Genomic DNA, 18,407 nt, shown 5'->3' with positions numbered 1-18,407 from the left:
ACACATTCATATAGAAGATAAAAAAATTCATTATTTCGACAAATTATTATGTTGCAATAGGTTAATCAGCTAGCAGATCCTAGCTAAAACGTCTAATGTAAAAAGTATGTAAAATAATCATTCAACCTAGGTAGCGCTATGTCGAGCAATGAATCCCCCACAGATAACACTTCGCGTTTAGGCGAGTGGAAAACCTTTATATTTATCATCGTATTTTTATTTCCCATCTTAAGCGTGATGCTTTTTGGTGGTTACGGCTTCATCGTCTGGATGATGCAGTTGCTAATGGGCCCACCGGGACACGGCTAATAACACACAAAAATAATAATGTTCTGGCCATTAAATATGTTTTTTCCAAACTGGAATCACCGCAATGAAACAGCTAATTAAAAAATTCTGGCGAACCTTTAGCACCCCCAGCGTGCACTTAAGTTTCGGCCTACTCACCATGGGCGGCTTTATCGCCGGCATCATTTTCTGGGGGGGGTTTAATACCGCCCTTGAAGTAACCAATACCGAAGAGTTTTGTATTGGGTGTCACGAAATGTCTGACAACGTGTACGTTGAGCTACAAGAAACCGTGCACTGGCAAAACCGCTCGGGAGTCAGGGCCACTTGCCCAGATTGCCACGTGCCACACAACTGGACCGATAAAATGGCTCGCAAAATGCAGGCCTCTAAAGAAGTCTGGGGCGCCATTTTTGGCACCATCGACACGCGTGAAAAGTTCTTAGCTAAGCGCGGTGAGCTTGCGCAACACGAATGGGACCGCCTCACTGCCAATAATTCACTGGAGTGTAAAAACTGTCACAACTACGACAGCATGGATTTCAGCATCATGTCTGAGCGCGCCCAAGTACAAATGAAGATGGCTGCAGAGCGAGACCAAAGCTGTATTGACTGTCACAAAGGCATTGCCCATCACCTGCCTGAAAACATGAATTCAGGCGAAGGCATGCTAGGCAAACTAGAAGAAATGGCAACCTCTGGTTACCAAACCGGCCAAGCTTATTACAGCGTGCGTCAGTTACCACTGTTTGAAGACCAAGGTTTAAGCACTGAAGCAGGCCAGCTAAACGCAGCAACCAAGGTGAAAGTGTTAGCGATAGAAGGCAACGCAATCCAAGTTGAAATTGACGCTTGGCGTAAAACCAAGGGCTTTGGCCGCGTGCTATTTGAAGACTTTGCGATGAATATTAATGACGGTTACCTCACCAAAGAAGTGGCGCAAAGCGACCAATTTATGACCCAAGGCGAAAGCAAAACCGATGATCTCACCGGTCTACCTTGGCAAAAAGTCAACGTTACCCTGTGGATGCGCAACGGCTCGTTAACCGACTCTCGCGATACTTTGTGGACCTTTGCTAAGTCTACCTACGACAGCAGCTGTAGTGTGTGTCATACCCAACCTGCTGAAGCTCACTTTGATACCAACACTTGGCCCGGTATGTTTAACGGCATGTTGTCGTTCGTTAACCTAGACGGTGACACTCAAGCCTTGGTCTTGAAGTATTTACAAAAACATTCGTCTGACTTTTCTGACGCACACTAATTAAGGGAGCACGTAGCATGAGTATTTCACGCCGAAGTTTTTTAAAGGGCATTGTAGCGACCAGTGCGGCGACCTTGGTTGGACCCGGTTTACTGAACGTGGCTAAAGCAGCCACTGCAGACTCCGCCGGCCAATGGAAAGTGTCAGGCTCTCACTGGGGCGCATTCCGTGCTCGGGTGTACGCCGGCAAAGTACAAGAAATCAAACCATTTGAGGCCGACAAATACCCCACCGAGATGCTCAATGGCATTAAGGGAATCATTTATAGCCCATCGCGAATTCGTTACCCTATGGTGCGTTACGATTGGTACTTAAAACGCCATAAAAGTGATACCACCTTACGCGGTGACAATCGCTTTATTCGAGTTACTTGGGATGAAGCCATCGACTTGTTCTATCAAGAATTAGAACGAGTTCAAACCCAATATGGCCCTTGGGCATTGCACGCCGGCCAAACCGGCTGGCGACAAACCGGCCAAGTACACTCTTGTGGTAACCATATGGAACGTGCCATCTCAATGCACGGCTACTCGGTGAAAAAAGTCGGAGACTATTCCACCGGCGCCGGTCAAACCATTATGCCTTACGTTCTTGGCACCACCGAGGTATACGCGCAAGGCACCTCATGGCCATTGATCCTAGAAAACAGTAAAACAATTATTTTATGGGCCAATGATCCGGTCAAAAACCTGCAAGTAGGTTGGAACTGTGAAACGCACGAATCGTTTGCCTTTTTGGAGCAGTTAAAAGCCAAGGTTGCCAATAAAGAGATCCGGGTGATCAGTGTTGATCCCGTCAAAACCAAAACCCAGAACTACCTCGATTGTGAGCACAAATACATCAACCCACAAACCGATGTGCCTTTTATGCTCGCCATCGCTCACACCCTTTATAAAGAAAAGCTGTACGATAAAAAATTCCTCGACACTTATGCGCTTGGGTTTGAAGACTTCATTCCTTATGTCACCGGTGAAGGCAAAGACAAGGTAGAAAAAACACCAGAATGGGCCGAAGCTATTTGTGGCGTGAAAGCCGATGAAATTCGAGACTTTGCACGCTTAATGGCAAAACACCGCACCCAAATGCTGTTTGGCTGGGCCATACAGCGTCAGCAACATGGAGAGCAACCTTATTGGATGGGCGCAGTGGTTGCCGCAATGCTGGGCCAAATAGGCTTACCTGGCGGTGGTATCAGTTACGCTCACCACTACAGCAGTATCGGGGTGCCTTCGACCGGAGCCGCGGGGCCAGGAGCTTTTCCTCGAAATCCTGACAAGCCGGACGACAGGATCCACAAAAACAACGACTTCAAAGGCTACAGCAGCACCATTCCTGTCGCTCGCTGGGTGGATGCCATCATTGAGCCGGGTAAAGTAATTAACGCCAACGGCGCTAAAATCACCCTGCCCGATATCAAAATGATGGTGTTCTCGGGCTGTAACCCTTGGCATCATCATCAAGACAGAAACCGGATGAAGCAAGCCTTCCATAAGTTGGAAACCGTGGTTGCGGTAGACTTTACCTGGACGGCGACCTGTCGCTTTTCCGACATAGTGTTACCCGCATGTACTCAATGGGAGCGTAACGATATCGACTTGTATGGCTCTTACAGCGGCCGCGGCATTATTGCCATGCAGAAGCTAGTAGATCCTTTGTATCAATCAAAAACAGACTTTGAAATCTTTACCATGCTGGCTCGCCGCTTTGGCAAAGAAAAAGAATATACCCAAGGTAAAGGCGAAATGGCTTGGGTGAAAGAACTTTACGATGGCTGTGTCGCAGCGAACAAAGGCAAGTTTGAAATGCCGGATTTTGCCAAGTTTTGGCAAGACGGCTGGGTCGACTTTGGTACAGGTCCCAACTGGACTCGCCAAGCCGATTTTAGGAAAGATCCTGAGATCAATGCGCTCGGAACCCCTTCAGGATTTATCGAGATCTTCTCACGTAAAATAGATCGCTACGGCTACGAAGACTGTCAGGGTCACCCCATGTGGTTTGAAAAAGCCGAACGCTCTCACGGCGGCCCTGGCTCAGACAAACACCCCATCTGGCTGCAATCGTGTCACCCCAACAAACGCTTGCACTCGCAGATGTGTGACTCAGAAGAGTTTCGCGCCACCTACGCAGTACAAGGACGCGAGCCTATTTATATCAACGCCGGTGATGCCAAAGCAAGAGGGATCAACGATGGTGACTTAGTAAGGGTATACAATGACCGGGGTCAATTATTGGCCGGCGCGGTCATTTCCGAGAACTTCCCACCGGGCGTTGCCAGGATTGAAGAAGGGGCATGGTATGGCCCTACCGACAACACCATTGGCGCGATTGATACTTATGGCGATCCTAACACGTTAACTTTAGACAAAGGTTCTTCGCAACTGGCGCAAGCCACCAGCGCCAATACTTGTATCGTCAACTATGAAAAATTCACCGGTGAAGCCCCGGCGGTTACTTCATTTGGCGGACCTAAGGAGATGGCGTAATTCATGAGTGAAATGCAACAAGCTGACAACTGGCACGAAACCCGTGCCAGTTTATATTGGTGGTTGGCCACCTTGTTCACCAAAGAATTAGATAAAGACGAATTCAAACGTTATAGCAGCGGTGAAGGGCGTGACTTTATTCAACAACTGGCGGCTGACGATGAGTTGCAAACTGGCGCACTGGCGATGCTAAGCGCCCTGAGCAAACTCACCGTCTTGCAATACCCAGAGCTGGAATTGGCCGCTGACTTTAGCCAGATTTTTCTCACCGACAAAAAAGCTGGCGCGCCACCTTACGCTTCGGTTTACCGGTCTGAATCAGGCTTGATGATGCAGCAGCCCCATCAAGACATGGTGAACCTACTCCAGCAACAAGGTTTAGCCGTGACCAAAGACTTTAATGAGCCTGCCGACCACATCGCCATTCAGCTCGACTACATCGGCAATGTGATCATGCGTGACGCTGAGCAAGTTAGCCCGGAGCAAATTGATTTTATCGAGCAGCAGTTACTCAGTTGGGTACCCGAGTTTGCGACCGCAAGCCATAAAGTGACCAATTCGGGCTTTTACCAAGGAGCGTGCGACCTGTTGGCTCAATTTATAAAAGCCGATTTAGCCGACATTAAGGCGCCAGTCGCAAGCGTTTAACGCTTCTAACAAGAGTGGTAAGTACTTGTCACTGGCCACTCTTGCTTTTATTATTGCCGCTATCACCGCATGGATGCTCAATATTGCGGAGCGAACCACTTGAAAACACAAGACCTCAAACTTTTCCTACAAGTCGTTGAGAGCGGAACCTTGTCCCTCGCGGCTAGCTCGTTAAATTTGGCTAAATCGCAGATTAGTCGCCGTATCAGCGCCCTTGAAACCGAACTCGGCTGTCAGCTATTCCACCGCAGCGAACAAGGTTTACAACTGACTGAAGCAGGGAAAGTGTTCTACCCACAAGCCTTGAAGATTACTCAAAACGTCGACCAAACCTTGGCAATGTTACAACCAGGCTCACAGGCAATAACTGGTAAGCTCAGGGTGATGATCGTATCGAATGCTCACGCTTACCTCATTGCCAACGTGATTTACCGTTTTATGGCGCAATACCCAAACACTCAGTTTGAAATCATCTACGCCAATCAAGCGCCCAATATTGTGCAGCAACATATCGACGTTATTTTTACCTTTGGCGAGCGTCTTCGTGACAGTAACTTGATCGCAAAACCCCTAAACAGTAGCGAAATTAAGCTCTATGCTGCGCCAAGGTTATTGCGTGCCAAGGAAGATTATCGCCAAGTAGTTTCGCTCGGCCACCTGCCGTATATCGATACAAAATTGCCCCATGGCGGCCGCTTTAGTGAGCCGTTATTGGCTGAGTTAGAACCGTTTCCATTTCAATCAGTGTTAACGGTCAATGATATTGAAGCCAGTTTAGGGGCTTGCCTAGCAGGTGTCGGCATGACATTGCTGCCAACCCACCTGACCGCAGACTTAGTCGCCCAGCAACGCTTAATACCCTTATTAGATAACGCATGTATTTACCGCTGTCACAGCTGGCTCATGTTTCAAAAGCAAGCTTTTATGCCGCCCTTACTACGCAGCTTTATTGATTATGCTTGGCAACAGCTTAGCCATAAGAATTTACAATCTGTGGCGCAACATTTAACTCAGAAATTTGAATAGCGGGAAGGGTCAAGCTGCATCCGTGCAGCAAAATGCAAGAAGTGGCAAGGTTAGAAGCGGAAATTTAACGTCATATAGACTTGTTGACTGTCATCAATGACGCTGTCATCAGAATCAAAGTCATGACTCATATAACGGTACCCAAGGTCGGTATTAATGTGTTCGGTAATTTGCCAGTTAACACCCGTTTGGCCACCCCATGAAAAGGCAGAGTCTGACCCTGTATTATCGTCCACTTTTGAGCTCGCAATACTAGGGCCGACAAACCATGACCATTTACCATTACTGGTAAACGGCACCATGTAGTCGTAGCTGGCAATAATACTCTCGAGCTTTACATGGCCAATCGGCGTATCGCTTTCATTGAAGCTGTAACCCAAACTGACTCGGTGATTGTGATTTTCACCCAAGTAAGCACCGCCTTGTACACCATATACGCCGTCATCATCGTCATAGCCACCGGCATTATCAGTGCCGTTTTTTTGGTAGCCTAACGTACCGCCAACAAACCAGTCAATGTCATCAGCAAAGGTCGCGCCACTGGTAGTGAATGCGAGCAAACCTAGCATAAGGGGCAATTTTTTCATTCTTTCATCTCTCTTTTTATTATTAATACTGGCCTTTATTCAGGCGCCCCCAGCATAGTGATTTTATCGAGATTGAAAATAGCGCGCACAGCAACGAGCGGTTGCAAAAACTGCAACCGACAACAAAAACAATAACTTAAAAAATCATGTACAACGAAGCCATGTCGCGAACGGGGCAGTAGCCGTGCTTTTCGTCAACATAAGCGGATGTGAAGTAACTAACTCGGCAGCTCTAACTTATAACCCACGCCATAAACCGATTGCACATACTCTTGCTCAGGCGAAACAGCGTTAAACTTTCGGCGTAATTTTTTAATGTGGCTGTCGATGGTCCGCTCACTGACTATCCGGTGGTCTTGGTAAATATTGTCAATCAATTGCTGGCGAGAGTAGATTTGTCCAGGTGCTTTGGCGAGTAAAGTTAATAAATTAAACTCGATTGCCGTCAGCTCAATCTCCTGCCCTTGCAGCATGACACGGTGCTTCGCTTGATCAAGCACCAAGCCTTGTGAGCCAGGTTCACTCTCTTTGTTTGGCGTTCGCCGCAAGACGGTTTTCACTCTAGCGACCACTTCCCGCGGCGAAAACGGTTTACAAATATAGTCGTCGGCGCCGAGCTCTAGTCCCAGTAATCGGTCAATCTCCTCTACTCGCGCGGTAACCATGATGATGGGCACGTTAGAAAACTGACGGATCTCACGGCACAGAGTTAGGCCATCTTTACCGGGTAACATTAAATCAAGTAACACGAGATCAGCTTGATGCTGTTGTAACCAAGGCAAGACGTCATCGCCATGATGGATCTGCTGCGTATCAAAGCCAGACTGAACTAAATAGTCATGTTGAAGAGCGGCAAGCTTTATTTCATCTTCAACGATTAACACCTTGGCCATATCGACTCCTTGTGGATTAAATCTGCGGTAACGTAATCTTGATACCTAAGCCGCCTAATGAGGAATGATAAGCGGTCACCTGACCATTATGCCCCGCAATAATTTTTTGGCATAACGCTAAACCTAAACCTGACCCACCAGTTTGCCGGTTACGTGAGCTTTCTACTCGATATAAATGATCAAATAAATGCGGTAAAGCTAGATCCGGCACGCCAGGCGGTGAGTCTTCTATGGTCAGCTCAACGTTTTGCCCTTGTAAAATAAGTTGGAGCGCCAAGGTACCTTGGCTATCGGTATATTTGAGGCTGTTGCTGATGATGTTATCCAATACTTGATTTAGTCGCGTCGCGTCTCCCCACACTTCAGCCTGCGGCGCATTTAATGACAACTGCAATTGGCAACTTTGCGCACTTAACGCGACTTGGTGGCGCTGCATATTACTCGCGATTAAGGCTTGCCAGTTAAGCTCTTCTTTGTAATAGCGCAACCCGCCTACCGCAGCACTGCTAAATTCATGCAAGTCATTGATCAACTTTTGCAAATGCTGAATTTCTTCTTCTAACGATTGCAAGTTATCACGGTTAAACGGTCTTATGCCGTCCATCATGGCCTCTATCTCGCCTTTGACGATAGACAAAGGCGTGCGCAATTCATGCGAGACGTCAGACAGCCACTGCTTGCGAGAACTATCATTTTGCTCCAGCGACGTAGCCATGTCTTGAAAGTCTCTTGCCAAACGCGCTAATTCATCACGACCTTTAGTATCTAATTCAACGTGGTAGTTTCCCCGCTTAAGCTCATTGGTTGCCGCTGCCAAGCGCTTTAAGGGCCGAACTAAATGCCATGACAACGGAATTGCCACCAGTAAAACAATGCCTAGCATCACCAAACTGATACTCAGGAACACTTGGTTTTGTTGCTTCACAAATGCGACATCAATGCCTTCGGTGATTTTTTTGGCCGGTGGGGCGGCAAGCCAACCTACCGTTTCTCCAGACAACTCAATGGGCATAAGCTGAAAGTCATCGTGATAGCGCCCCAGCACAGGCTGCTTATTGGCATCCAATAACGTTAACTTCATGCCTTTAATACCGCGCCCCTTATGCCTAGAGTTAGGCCGGCGCGGCGGCGGTTCGAATGACGCCGAGTTAAATTCGTCTGCACTCGAAGACTGAGGCGGTGGCCGACGCTCATGGCGCCGAGGTGGCGGCTCAAACAGCTCGTCGTCAAACCAATCCATGTCATCGGCAGCATTGCGTTGGGGAGGTGGGCGTCTTTTCACTCGTCTGGAAGGCGGCTCACTTTGCTGAGAGATTAATGCCCACGCTTGCTCGTCATAAGCTGTACCCGCTGACGACATGTCTATCATATTGCGCCAATTGCGTGACTTTGGATAAAACGCCTGCCAACTGCCCTCATGAGCATAATACGCAGAGAGGTTATCAACCAATAACGATAGCTTGGCAGCGCGTCGCTGATTTACGTACTCCAACATACCGCGATCTAGGCTCCATTGTAGCAAGCCATACATGGCGCTAAACAGCAGGGTCAGCGCAACAAGAATGGCAACAATGATTTTACTGGTAATCGGCATAAACCTGCATTTCCTCAACTACAACCGCGCCTAAATTGTGACGTTTTTCTGTCAAACTCTCCAGTTTTTAGCGACCCTTTGCACAAGACTTCCTTATTTCATGCGCAAGATTTGCATACTTTAGACTTAGATTTATTTACTTCATCCACAAGCTTTAGGCATGAAAGGAAGTAAGATGAACAGATATCTCATTTGGGTCAGCAGTCTTGCACTTAGCTTCAGTGTAATAGGTTGTGGTGGAGGCGGCAGTACTGCAGATGAAAACAGTGTGGTGGCCAACAATGACCCTGCCAGCGATGTCATCATACCGGCCAATGTTGAAACGGACCCGATTAACGGCACTGACACTGACAACGTCAATACAGCACAGAATATTGCGTTTTCCGGCAGCGAACTCGACCAAACACTGCGGCTACGACTAGAGGCCCAGGGCATCAATCAAAGCCCTGCCGCCCATATCAGCGTGGTGGACATTAACGAGCCTCTGGCGCAACTCGGTAAGAAGTTATTTTACAGTAAAAGTCTAAGCGGCGATTTGGACACCGCCTGCGCCAGCTGTCATCACCCGCAACTTGGCGGAGCAGACGCTCTGAGTTTAACCGTAGGCGTAGCTGCCGTTGCTCCTGAAGTGCTAGGCACAGGCCGTGAGAATGCTACTGCACTGCCCGAAATTGGCCGTAATAGCCCAACGGTTTTTAATAGCGCCTTGCTCGATCAAGGCTTATTCTGGGACTCGCGCATTGCGCGCTTAGCCAATGGCGGTATATCAACGCCGGATTCAGGTTGGCAAACGCTTGACCCGCAAGCCGGTAATAGCCTACTGGCAGCGCAAGCGCGGTTCCCGGTAACCGCTACAGCAGAAATGCGTGGCCAACATCCAGGGCTAGGCGATGACAATCCCTCCAACCGCCAATATTTGGCCGCCCGCCTGAGCCAGCAAGCGCCCGCAGCCGGTGATCTCACCTTAAACTTATGGTTAAGCGCCTTTCAACAAGGCTTTGAATCCAGCGCCGACGCAGCTGAGTTGATCACCTTCGATAATATCGCCCTCGCCTTGGCACACTTTGAGCGTTCAATGATCTTTGTCGACTCGCCTTGGCAACGTTACATAGCCGGAAACCTTAACGCTATCAATGAGCAACAAAAACAAGGCGCATTATTATTTTACAGTACACCACAACAAGGCGGTGCTGGTTGCAGTGGCTGTCACAGCGGCAATAACCTGACCGACCAAAGGCACCACACAGTGGCATTTCCGCAATTTGGCCCAGGCGCAGGCGATGGCGTCACCGCAGACGATGATTTTGGCCGTGAACGCACCACTGGCGATCGCGCTGACCGCTATCGGTTTCGCACTCCAAGTTTGCACAATGTCGCTTTAACAGCCCCTTATGGTCACGCTGGCAGCTATCTTACGTTGCAACAAGTTGTGCGCCACTACGCGAACCCTAGAGGTCGAGTAAATGATTTTTTCCAGCAACAACAAAGTTGTCAGTTACCACAGTTTGAAGACCTTTCACAATGCGCAAGTATCTACCCCAATAGCCAACTTCACTCTCGTGCGGCATTAGCTAAACTGGGTCAAGAGCAGAACGAAAGCACCTCTTTGTTACCCAATATAAACTTGAATAATGATCAAGTTGCCAGCTTGGTGGCCTTTTTAGAAAGCCTTACTGATGACTGCTTAACACAACCTAATTGCCTGCAACCTTGGATTGCCAACGCTAACAGCGACAATCCAGATGACCAAGTGTTAATCGGCACCGATAGCAGTGGCGCCCCGCTTTAGCAGAGTTGCAGCAAGGCGCAATACCTTGCTGTTTTTTTGTTCAGTTTAGGTTCAGCCAAGGCACGTTATGCTATGGGCACATGCAATTAATGTGAGTAGCTTATGGCTTTATTAAAACAATTATTCGTACTTACCTGTGCTGCCAGTATTTCTTTCACGGCGAATGCCAGCGATATTTATAAGCGTAAACAGGGACATAAACACCACACTCAGCATCATAGAGTTCATCAGCCGGTACACTTACCAGCACATCGTCCGCCTCATGTTAGGCCACCCCATGTGCGCCCCCCGCATCATAAGCCGGGATATGTCGTGGTACCCCGCCATCGCCATTTCCACACCGTGGTGATATATCGCCCGTACGGTCATGCTTATCATGGCTACGGTCATTACCACAGTGACAATGACGCTTTTAAGTGGCTGGCTTTCACCGCGATTACTTTAAAGCTACTGGACAATCTCAATGAGTCCGCGCAGCGTCGCCATGAAGCGGCACAAGTGGCGGCAACCACAGCCAACACAGGCCAAAAGATTACCTGGCAAGATGGCAGCAGCTCAGGTTATGTCGTAGCCACCAAAGAAGGCACTCATAATACGACTGGCCTAACTTGCCGCGAATTTCAGCAGTCTATTACGGTAGGTGGCAAAACAGAAAAAGCATATGGTACCGCATGCTTACAGCCTGACGGCGCATGGAAAATCGTCAGCTAAAGCGGTTAATCTCCCCTTCAAGGCCTGCCAAGTAGGCCTTTACACATCTCTGCCTAACACGATCGAACTCCACAGTGAAGATGACTGATTTTTGTGCCTTGGTCCTCAAAATGCCATTAGTTAGCCAGTATGCGAACTGCTCTAAATTTCGACAACTTTTGTCTTTTTATCTTCCAAAGAGTGTGCTAAATAACCACCTTAATTTATTTCACCATCATTATTTCATTGCTAAGCTAGGAAGCGCTAATTACCCATGCAGCCCAAAAGTGTCATTATTATTTTACTATCGCTTATTAGCCTGACATTTATCGCACTCCTCGCCTTTCACCAGGGTGTGTATAAAAAACATGTTGTTAACTTAAATGATCCCGCACTGATAGAGATAGTAACTGACGCCTCCCAAGGAGGAAAAACTCGAGCTGAAATGCGTATCGATAAACAAGGGTTACATTTAACTTGTCAAATAAAAGCGCAATATCAATGGCCATTTTGTGAAATACAAATAAAGTTTTCTGCACGAGATGCCAATGGTCGTTTCTTATTAGATCAGGGGATCGACTTATCAAATTACACTCAACTCTATATGGATTTAGCTTTTCAAGGTGAGCAAGCGGATAGAGTGCGCCTCTACATTCGAAATTTTAACCCGCTATATAGCAATCTGGAGAAAGATGAAAACTCCTTTAAGTTAAATGAAGTCGAGTTTTCTGCGAATGAGTTTAACGGTGGCATGCTATTACCAATTAAAGATTTCAATGTTCCTTCTTGGTGGTTGCATCCACGTAAATTACCGATTAAACAGCATGGTGTTGAACTCACCAATGTGCCTTTGATTTCTTTTGCTTCCGGCAGCGAAGTGGAAGAAGGAGAAATCACACTTTCCATCAAGCAAATGTATTTCCGTTACAACCTCATTTCTCAACAAAATATTTTATTTTTCATCATTGCTTTGTGGTTGTCGGCAGCCTTCATCACTTTATTTATGATGTTAAAAAATTATCGCCTCCGTTTATACGCTTCTAACAAGGTACAAAAAAAGCAAAAACAAATACTAAAAACACTAAAGCTTGAAAAAAGTGAAATGGAGCAGCTTGCTCATAGAGATCCGTTAACCGGATTACATAATCGAGCAGGTATAAGTAAGTATCTCATTGAGTATGAAGACAAAGCTCAGAAAAAAGGAGCAGCTTTCAGCCTAATCTTTATTGATATCGACTTTTTCAAAACAATAAACGACCAGTATGGGCACAACGTAGGTGACGACATCTTAGTCGCTTTTAGCCTTTGTATTGAACGTAACATTCGCGAACAAGATAAACTCGCGCGCTGGGGAGGTGAAGAGTTTATTCTATTATCAATCAACACAGACATCACCGAAGCCCAATACCTTGCTGAAAAACTACGTAATCTGATAGCTAAACAATCGTTTATCAAAAAAATAAAGGTTACTGCTAGCTTGGGTGTTGCACAAATGGAAATAGGAGAAACTACCGATTCATTCTTTGAACGTGCAGATAATGCCTTGTATCAAGCAAAATCGAACGGCCGAAATCAAGTTTGCGTTGCTATCAAACCTTAACAATTATCATAGATAATGTGTACATATAGAAATCCCCTAGAAGGTTATGAAAAAGCCTCTAGGACACGGCAAAGAAGGGAGCCAAAAATTAAGCAGAAGGTGCCAACTTAAGCCATACTCATGCCCATTATCAAGTGATAAAGGTGTTGAAATGCAGTTATTTGGCAGCTATACCTCTCCGTTTGTTCGCCATTGTCGCATTGCGATCCGTCAACAAGATTTGCCGGTCACGTTTATTGCTACCACGCTGGAACAGGCACAGTTAGACTCACCAACCATGAAGTTACCCTACTTCAAAGATGATCAGACACTGCTGACAGATTCAAGCGTCATTTTGAGATACCTAAGGCAACAATCATCGCTGCCATTTTGCGCTGAGATCCAAGATCATGAGTGCTTTGCTTTAGCCAGTACTTTGCTGGATGCAGGGATAAGTGCAGTAATGCTAGCGCGAGCAGATGGTTTAACCGCAGCCAATAGCGCCTTTGCCGCGAAGCAGCAAGCGCGAGTAACGCAAAGCCTTGCCTACCTAGACCAACTTATCGACCCGAGAACTTGGTCCTTTCAAAATGATGGCCATATCCGTTTAGCATGTGCCCTAGATTGGGGTTTATTCAGACAAAGTTTTAGTCTTGAAGCATACCCTCAGCTGCATGCTGTACTCGGCCAAGCCAATGAGCAAAAGCACTTTGTCGCTACCGCCCCCCATGAGTAACCAACAAAAAAGCCCAAAGCGATGCTTTGGGCCAAAACTTCAGTCGGGAAGTTTGTAGTATCAGTCGTCTAGGCTGATTACGTTAACGCCTGTTGCTGCGTCTGGGTCATCAACGGCTACTAGCGTAGTGATTGAACCGCCTTCAAGATTTAACATCGCAGGACCGATAGCAATCGTGTTCATGTCATCTGCTGGTGTTACCATGATGTAAACTTCACCAGGCATTACCGATAGTAATGTGCTGTCGCCTTTGTAAGGTACATTTTCAAGGATAACATCGTCTTCACTTGGCGTAGCATCTGCACTCACATAGATATCAACTTCACCTGCTAGTGTAGAGGCGTGAATGGCTCGTAGTTTGGCTTCAGTTGCCACACGACGGGTATCATCGCTAACAACAAACAACTCATCGTTATCCATACCGTCGCCAAGATTACCAATTGCCATCGCGGTGTAGCTGTAATTAGCCATTAGCTCGGCACCTTCTAGGCCAAGGGCGTCAACCACAACGACTGGGTCTGTGCCATTTACCCCAACAGCAAAGTCATAGCTTGCGGCAGGAACAGATAAGTAGTCGGTCTTATCTTTGTACATCAGGTTGTATAGTGGGCTATCCATTGCTGGCGCATCGCCGTTAATCCATACGTCTACGCCAGGCGCGTCAGAGATAGTATGGACAACACGTATGTCTGCACCGCTGTTGGCATCTTGCACAACCAATGGACCCTCACCGGTGTCAACTAATAAGGCAACGGGTGAACCTCCTGCCATGGTATTATTGGTTGCCGCAGCAAACCAATCAGCACCTGCAGGTACTTCTACGGTGCCTGAATCAAAGTACACCATCGTTGGGTCATCTTTGTCGGTAATACGAATTTGGTATGAACCTGCTGGTACTTCAACTGCGTCGGTGGCAGCTAAGTATGCAGCGTCATCTACAAATGGGGTCGCCATGCTTAGGTCTTCACCAGGTGCGGTGATGAACACGTCTACTGTTGGCGCGTCTGGCGCAGCATGCATTACTTGAACGCGAGCACCTTCAGGCATTAGTGCATCGCGAGTTACAATTTGCGGACCGAAGCCTGTATTGTCAGATCCATCTGCACTTACTTTACCTGCTGCCACTACGTTGTATTCTGTGTTGGCGGCTAAATCGAGGTCCGTTGCTGGAATTACTGTAGTAGTAGTGCCATCAGGTAAAATAGCTTCAACTTGTACCGTGTGCATGCCTGCTGGAACAGTTATCATGCCTGAGCTTTGCTGATAATCGACACCTTTCAGTGCTTCGTTGCCGTCTAACCATACGTTAACGGCTGGTGCATCTGGAGATGCATGGTAAACGCGAAGGTAAGAGTTTTCGACTACTTCGTTGTTGTCGTCGTTGCTGTCGCTGCCACATGCTGTTAGGGCTGTGGTGATGGCTGCTGCTAATAAAATTTTATTGGTCTTTTTCATGGTAGTAATTCCTCGTATTCAAGTAACAATCAAAATTACGCCGCGAAAAAAAATTTAGATCAGAAAGGTTTGCACAAAAAAAACTCGTATCCCCCATTTTTATTGCTGAAATACTCTACAACCCTTGTTTTTAAAGGGGTTTATGATAGATCAAAAAAAATTCGTCATATTCAGTTTTTGGCGGTGGATCACTAAAATAATACAGGTCAATAACAATAGACTACCGCTGGCGTCAGCTTGATAATGGCTATCAAGTGACACAGGAGTATGAGAAAGCGCTGCCTGGGTATCAATCAATACTGTCGGCTCAAAAATCACAACAAAAACAGATAACACACTGATAAATAATAAAATAAAGTTCACCGCTAAATACGACTTAGGGGCATGAATCATTAAGGACATATGACAACTTCTCTCTAACTGCTCGATAAATGAGAGTAACGTCACATTTTGCAAACAATATGCATTCAGCACGAAAATAACATCAGAATCCGTATTGGTATATCACCTACAGTCAATAATGGCTCTATTATGCCAGCGGTCGCCGGCACAAATATCAATTGCTGGCGGCGAGTACCAAGCAATCATGCATATAGCCCCTCTTATCTACTTGGTTAAAACCCAGCCACTGTCGGTTTTGACAAATACGCCATTTTGCTGCTGACTAAGGCGGTAACCGGCAGGAAAATCACCGTGTTGCATTTGCAATGCCATCACGCCAAAGCTGTTGCTCACTGAGTCCATCATGTCTTCGCCCGCTTGCGCTTGCTTTAATGCTTTAATCTCTTGCAAGCTTTTAGTAAATACTAAGTCATAACTTAATTCGGCGATAAAGGTATTGTCACTTTCCTGAATGCCACCAGACACATTAAAGTTATCAATTTTAATGTATTGACCCGCATCACCTTGCAGTATTTGGGTCGCAATAAGTTGTTCCATGGTGCTGTCACTGGGGGCTTTCGAACAAGCAAATAAGCCCAAAGCTAAAACCAATATGATGATACGTTGCGTCATTATTACTTCTCCTTTGCTAGCGCGTTCTAGGTTATCCGAACGAAGTAACAAGCAGATGACAGCTGCCCTACGGTAACCTTAGTGTTACAAGCATAGGCACAAATTCATGATCAAGAGGCTGATAAACCAAAGCAGCGTACGGTATTTTTCTGGGTTTGTGTCACGAGATCCGCCAAGGTTTGTGAGCGCGCATGAGCAATCGTTTCGGCAATATAGGGCAGGTATTGTGGCATATTACGGCTAGATTTAGGCTTTGGCCGCATACTGCGAGGCAATAAATAGGGACTATCAGTTTCTAACAGTAAACGATTATCAGGAATAATGCGCACCGCATCGATCAGGTGTGTACCTCGGCGTTCATCACAAATCCAACCCGTAATGCCAATGTACAAGCCCAAATCAAGACACGCCTCGAGTTCTGCCATCGTACCTGTAAAACAGTGCAGCACAGCAGGCGGTAAATCTCCCTGATGAGCTTTTATCATATCAATAAACCGTTCGTGGGCATCTCGCTCATGCATAAACAGCGGCATTTGTTTATCGCAGGCAATGGCTAATTGCTGCTCAAAAACTTGTTGTTGTGTGGGTCGAGGCGAAAAGTCGCGATTAAAATCAAGGCCACACTCACCAATCGCTTTTACTTGAGGTAGGTCATACAGCTTCGCTAATGCCGGCCAAGTCTCTGTGGTGACGGTCTTGGCATCATGAGGGTGTACTCCCGCAGTGGCGTATAAAAATGCCGGATGCTGCGCGGCCAGTTGCGCCGCTTGTTGGCTTTCTTCTAGATTTGTACCGGTTACAAGCATGCCTGTTAGGCCCGCTTGTTTGGCGTCTGTAATGACGACATCGCGGTCTTTATCAAACCGCGAGCTGGTTAAGTTTACGCCAATATCAAACATGGCCAGATCCTTTTACTTCTATGGCAGTTAACAAGCATTAAGCGTCTTGGTTTATTCCGCTTCTTCGCCTTCTTCTGCCTTAGCTTCTTGCTCAGGCTTTCGCACGTAAAAGCGAGAAAATAACAGGCCTAACTCAAATAAAATGAGCATGGGAATGGCCAACAGCGTTTGTGAAATGATGTCTGGAGGCGTCAACAGCATGCCGATAACAAATGCAGCGACGACAATATAGGGACGTTTGGCTTTTAGACTTTCAGGGGTTGTAGCACCCGTCCAACAAAGCAATAAAGTAGCAATCGGAATTTCAAACGCCAAGCCAAAGGCAAAAAAGATCTTTAACACAAAATCTAAATAACTGCTGATGTCAGTGGCAATCGTCACGCCTTCAGGTGCGACGCTGGTAAAAAATTGGAAGGCCAGCGGAAAAACGACAAAGTAGGCAAACGAAATACCCGCGTAAAACAACAACGCACTGACAAATACCAAAGGCGCGATCAAGCGCTTTTCATGCTGATATAACCCAGGTGCAATAAAGCCCCAAGCCTGATACAACAAAAATGGCATGGCTGCAAAGATACTCAGCACTATGGTTAATTTGATGGGGGTAAAAAACGGCGTAGCCACATCCGTCGCTATCATACTCGCCCCTTCAGGCAAGTGCGCTGTCAAGGGTTCTGCGATAAAGTGGTAAATGTCGTTTGCGAAATATACCAAACAAAAAAACACCAATAAGATAACTACAACAGCCCTTAGCAAACGGTTTCTCAGTTCGACTAAGTGGCTAATGAGCGGCGCTTGTGAAAGCTCAGGTTGAGGCGTTGTCATGGCACAGGGTCCAATTATTATTTATCTGACTTTGGCGGTGTGGCGGAGTCTGTTGGTTTATCGTAAGGTCGGGTAACGGACTCGGCAGCCTGTTTAAGGCTTTCTACCGAGTCAGACAATTCAGGATCCAAGTCATTTAAGCCTTGTTGCTCTGCTTTGCGCAAGTTCTCATGCATTTCATGTAACTTGAGCTCTTGCGAAATCTCGTTTTTGACTGAATTTGCCGTGCCTTTTATCGTGCGCACCCACTTCATGACGGTGCGTATGGCAACCGGCAGCCGTTCAGGACCTAACACAAGCAGGCCAATCACAGAAATAACAACCAGTTCCCAAAAGCCGATATCAAACATTTAACCGTTAGCCTTGTTCGTTTTGCTTGCTTTTTTCTTTGCTTTCAACATCGCTGGCTTGTTTGGTTTGGCTTTGGTCAGCAAGGTTTTTGGCGTCGTCTTTTTCTTCATCACTCATGGCTTTTTTAAAGCCTTTCACTGCGCCACCTAAATCGCCGCCAATATTGCGCAACTTTTTAGTGCCAAACAGCAATACGACAATTACCGCAATAATGACTAATTGCCAAATACTAATGCCACCCATAGTTTATTTCCTGTATTAATGTAGATCTAATGAGTTAATTATA

Annotated in this window: 19 protein-coding genes; 9 read left to right on the top strand and 10 right to left on the bottom strand. The window is 46.7% G+C overall.

The features are described from left to right. The first annotated feature begins 138 nt into the window (after nt 1-138). The 5 genes from torE to D1Z90_RS02995 all read left to right on the top strand — a co-directional run bounded on the left by torE (nt 139) and on the right by D1Z90_RS02995 (nt 5,709). On the top strand, nt 139-309 hold the full coding sequence (gene torE / locus D1Z90_RS03015) for a trimethylamine N-oxide reductase system protein TorE (protein ID WP_119909268.1): 171 nt from the start codon (nt 139-141) through the stop codon (nt 307-309). 64 nt (nt 310-373) lie between these two features. After that, complete coding sequence (gene torC, locus D1Z90_RS03010; protein ID WP_119909267.1) at nt 374-1,552, top strand: pentaheme c-type cytochrome TorC; 1,179 nt, start codon at nt 374-376, stop codon at nt 1,550-1,552. Between the two features lie 17 nt (nt 1,553-1,569). Then, nucleotides 1,570-4,035 (top strand): trimethylamine-N-oxide reductase TorA, encoded by a 2,466-nt coding sequence (gene torA, locus D1Z90_RS03005; RefSeq protein WP_119909266.1) that lies wholly within the window; start codon nt 1,570-1,572, stop codon nt 4,033-4,035. Between the two features lie 3 nt (nt 4,036-4,038). Then, a complete protein-coding gene (torD, locus tag D1Z90_RS03000) occupies nt 4,039-4,683 on the top strand; it encodes a molecular chaperone TorD (protein ID WP_119909265.1) in 645 nt (214 codons plus the stop codon). Between the two features lie 99 nt (nt 4,684-4,782). After that, nucleotides 4,783-5,709, top strand: coding sequence for a LysR family transcriptional regulator (locus D1Z90_RS02995; RefSeq protein ID WP_158587039.1), 927 nt, complete (start codon nt 4,783-4,785; stop codon nt 5,707-5,709). 50 nt (nt 5,710-5,759) lie between these two features. Here D1Z90_RS02995 and D1Z90_RS02990 read toward each other — a convergent pair whose 3' ends face one another. The 3 genes from D1Z90_RS02990 to D1Z90_RS02980 all read right to left on the bottom strand — a co-directional run bounded on the left by D1Z90_RS02990 (nt 5,760) and on the right by D1Z90_RS02980 (nt 8,783). After that, entirely contained in the window at nt 5,760-6,296 is a 537-nt protein-coding gene (locus D1Z90_RS02990) for an outer membrane beta-barrel protein (protein WP_119909263.1), read from the bottom strand. Between the two features lie 218 nt (nt 6,297-6,514). Further along, nucleotides 6,515-7,189: a response regulator gene (locus D1Z90_RS02985; protein ID WP_119909262.1), complete on the bottom strand. Its 675-nt coding sequence runs from the start codon at nt 7,187-7,189 to the stop codon at nt 6,515-6,517. A gap of 16 nt (nt 7,190-7,205) precedes the next feature. Then, entirely contained in the window at nt 7,206-8,783 is a 1,578-nt protein-coding gene (locus D1Z90_RS02980) for an ATP-binding protein (RefSeq protein ID WP_119909261.1), read from the bottom strand. 175 nt (nt 8,784-8,958) lie between these two features. Between D1Z90_RS02980 and D1Z90_RS02975 the strand changes: the two genes are divergently transcribed. From D1Z90_RS02975 to D1Z90_RS02960, 4 genes are all read left to right on the top strand, one after another. Next, the gene (locus D1Z90_RS02975; RefSeq protein WP_119909260.1) at nt 8,959-10,572 is read left to right on the top strand and encodes a cytochrome-c peroxidase; all 1,614 of its coding nucleotides are present in this window, start codon (nt 8,959-8,961) and stop codon (nt 10,570-10,572) included. A gap of 102 nt (nt 10,573-10,674) precedes the next feature. After that, nucleotides 10,675-11,283: an RT0821/Lpp0805 family surface protein gene (locus D1Z90_RS02970; RefSeq protein WP_119909259.1), complete on the top strand. Its 609-nt coding sequence runs from the start codon at nt 10,675-10,677 to the stop codon at nt 11,281-11,283. A 253-nt stretch (nt 11,284-11,536) separates the two neighbouring features. Further along, the gene (locus D1Z90_RS02965) at nt 11,537-12,862 is read left to right on the top strand and encodes a GGDEF domain-containing protein (RefSeq protein WP_119909258.1); all 1,326 of its coding nucleotides are present in this window, start codon (nt 11,537-11,539) and stop codon (nt 12,860-12,862) included. Nucleotides 12,863-13,013: 151 nt separating this feature from the next. Further along, nucleotides 13,014-13,577 (top strand): glutathione S-transferase family protein, encoded by a 564-nt coding sequence (locus D1Z90_RS02960; protein WP_158587038.1) that lies wholly within the window; start codon nt 13,014-13,016, stop codon nt 13,575-13,577. Between the two features lie 60 nt (nt 13,578-13,637). Here the strand turns inward: D1Z90_RS02960 and D1Z90_RS02955 are convergent, their stop codons facing one another. From D1Z90_RS02955 to tatA, 7 genes are all read right to left on the bottom strand, one after another. Further along, nucleotides 13,638-15,032 carry a DUF4397 domain-containing protein gene (locus D1Z90_RS02955; protein WP_119909256.1) on the bottom strand — a complete coding sequence of 465 codons (1,395 nt, stop codon included), beginning with the start codon at nt 15,030-15,032 and terminating at the stop codon, nt 13,638-13,640. Nucleotides 15,033-15,182: 150 nt separating this feature from the next. Beyond that, a complete protein-coding gene (locus tag D1Z90_RS02950) occupies nt 15,183-15,434 on the bottom strand; it encodes a hypothetical protein (RefSeq protein WP_147378725.1) in 252 nt (83 codons plus the stop codon). 204 nt (nt 15,435-15,638) lie between these two features. Continuing rightward, a complete protein-coding gene (locus D1Z90_RS02945) occupies nt 15,639-16,046 on the bottom strand; it encodes a hypothetical protein (RefSeq protein WP_119909254.1) in 408 nt (135 codons plus the stop codon). Between the two features lie 110 nt (nt 16,047-16,156). After that, nucleotides 16,157-16,945: a TatD family hydrolase gene (locus tag D1Z90_RS02940; protein WP_119909253.1), complete on the bottom strand. Its 789-nt coding sequence runs from the start codon at nt 16,943-16,945 to the stop codon at nt 16,157-16,159. A 51-nt stretch (nt 16,946-16,996) separates the two neighbouring features. Continuing rightward, entirely contained in the window at nt 16,997-17,770 is a 774-nt protein-coding gene (gene tatC / locus D1Z90_RS02935; RefSeq protein WP_119909252.1) for a twin-arginine translocase subunit TatC, read from the bottom strand. A gap of 17 nt (nt 17,771-17,787) precedes the next feature. Then, on the bottom strand, nt 17,788-18,120 hold the full coding sequence (tatB, locus tag D1Z90_RS02930) for a Sec-independent protein translocase protein TatB (protein WP_119909251.1): 333 nt from the start codon (nt 18,118-18,120) through the stop codon (nt 17,788-17,790). Between the two features lie 7 nt (nt 18,121-18,127). Further along, nucleotides 18,128-18,364, bottom strand: coding sequence for a Sec-independent protein translocase subunit TatA (tatA, locus tag D1Z90_RS02925; RefSeq protein ID WP_119909250.1), 237 nt, complete (start codon nt 18,362-18,364; stop codon nt 18,128-18,130). Nucleotides 18,365-18,407 lie beyond the last annotated feature (43 nt).

Source organism: Motilimonas pumila, assembly GCF_003596335.1.
GTDB classification, from domain to species: domain Bacteria; phylum Pseudomonadota; class Gammaproteobacteria; order Enterobacterales; family CBDFNC01; genus Motilimonas; species Motilimonas pumila.
This window is presented reverse-complemented; position numbering and strand designations above follow the sequence as displayed.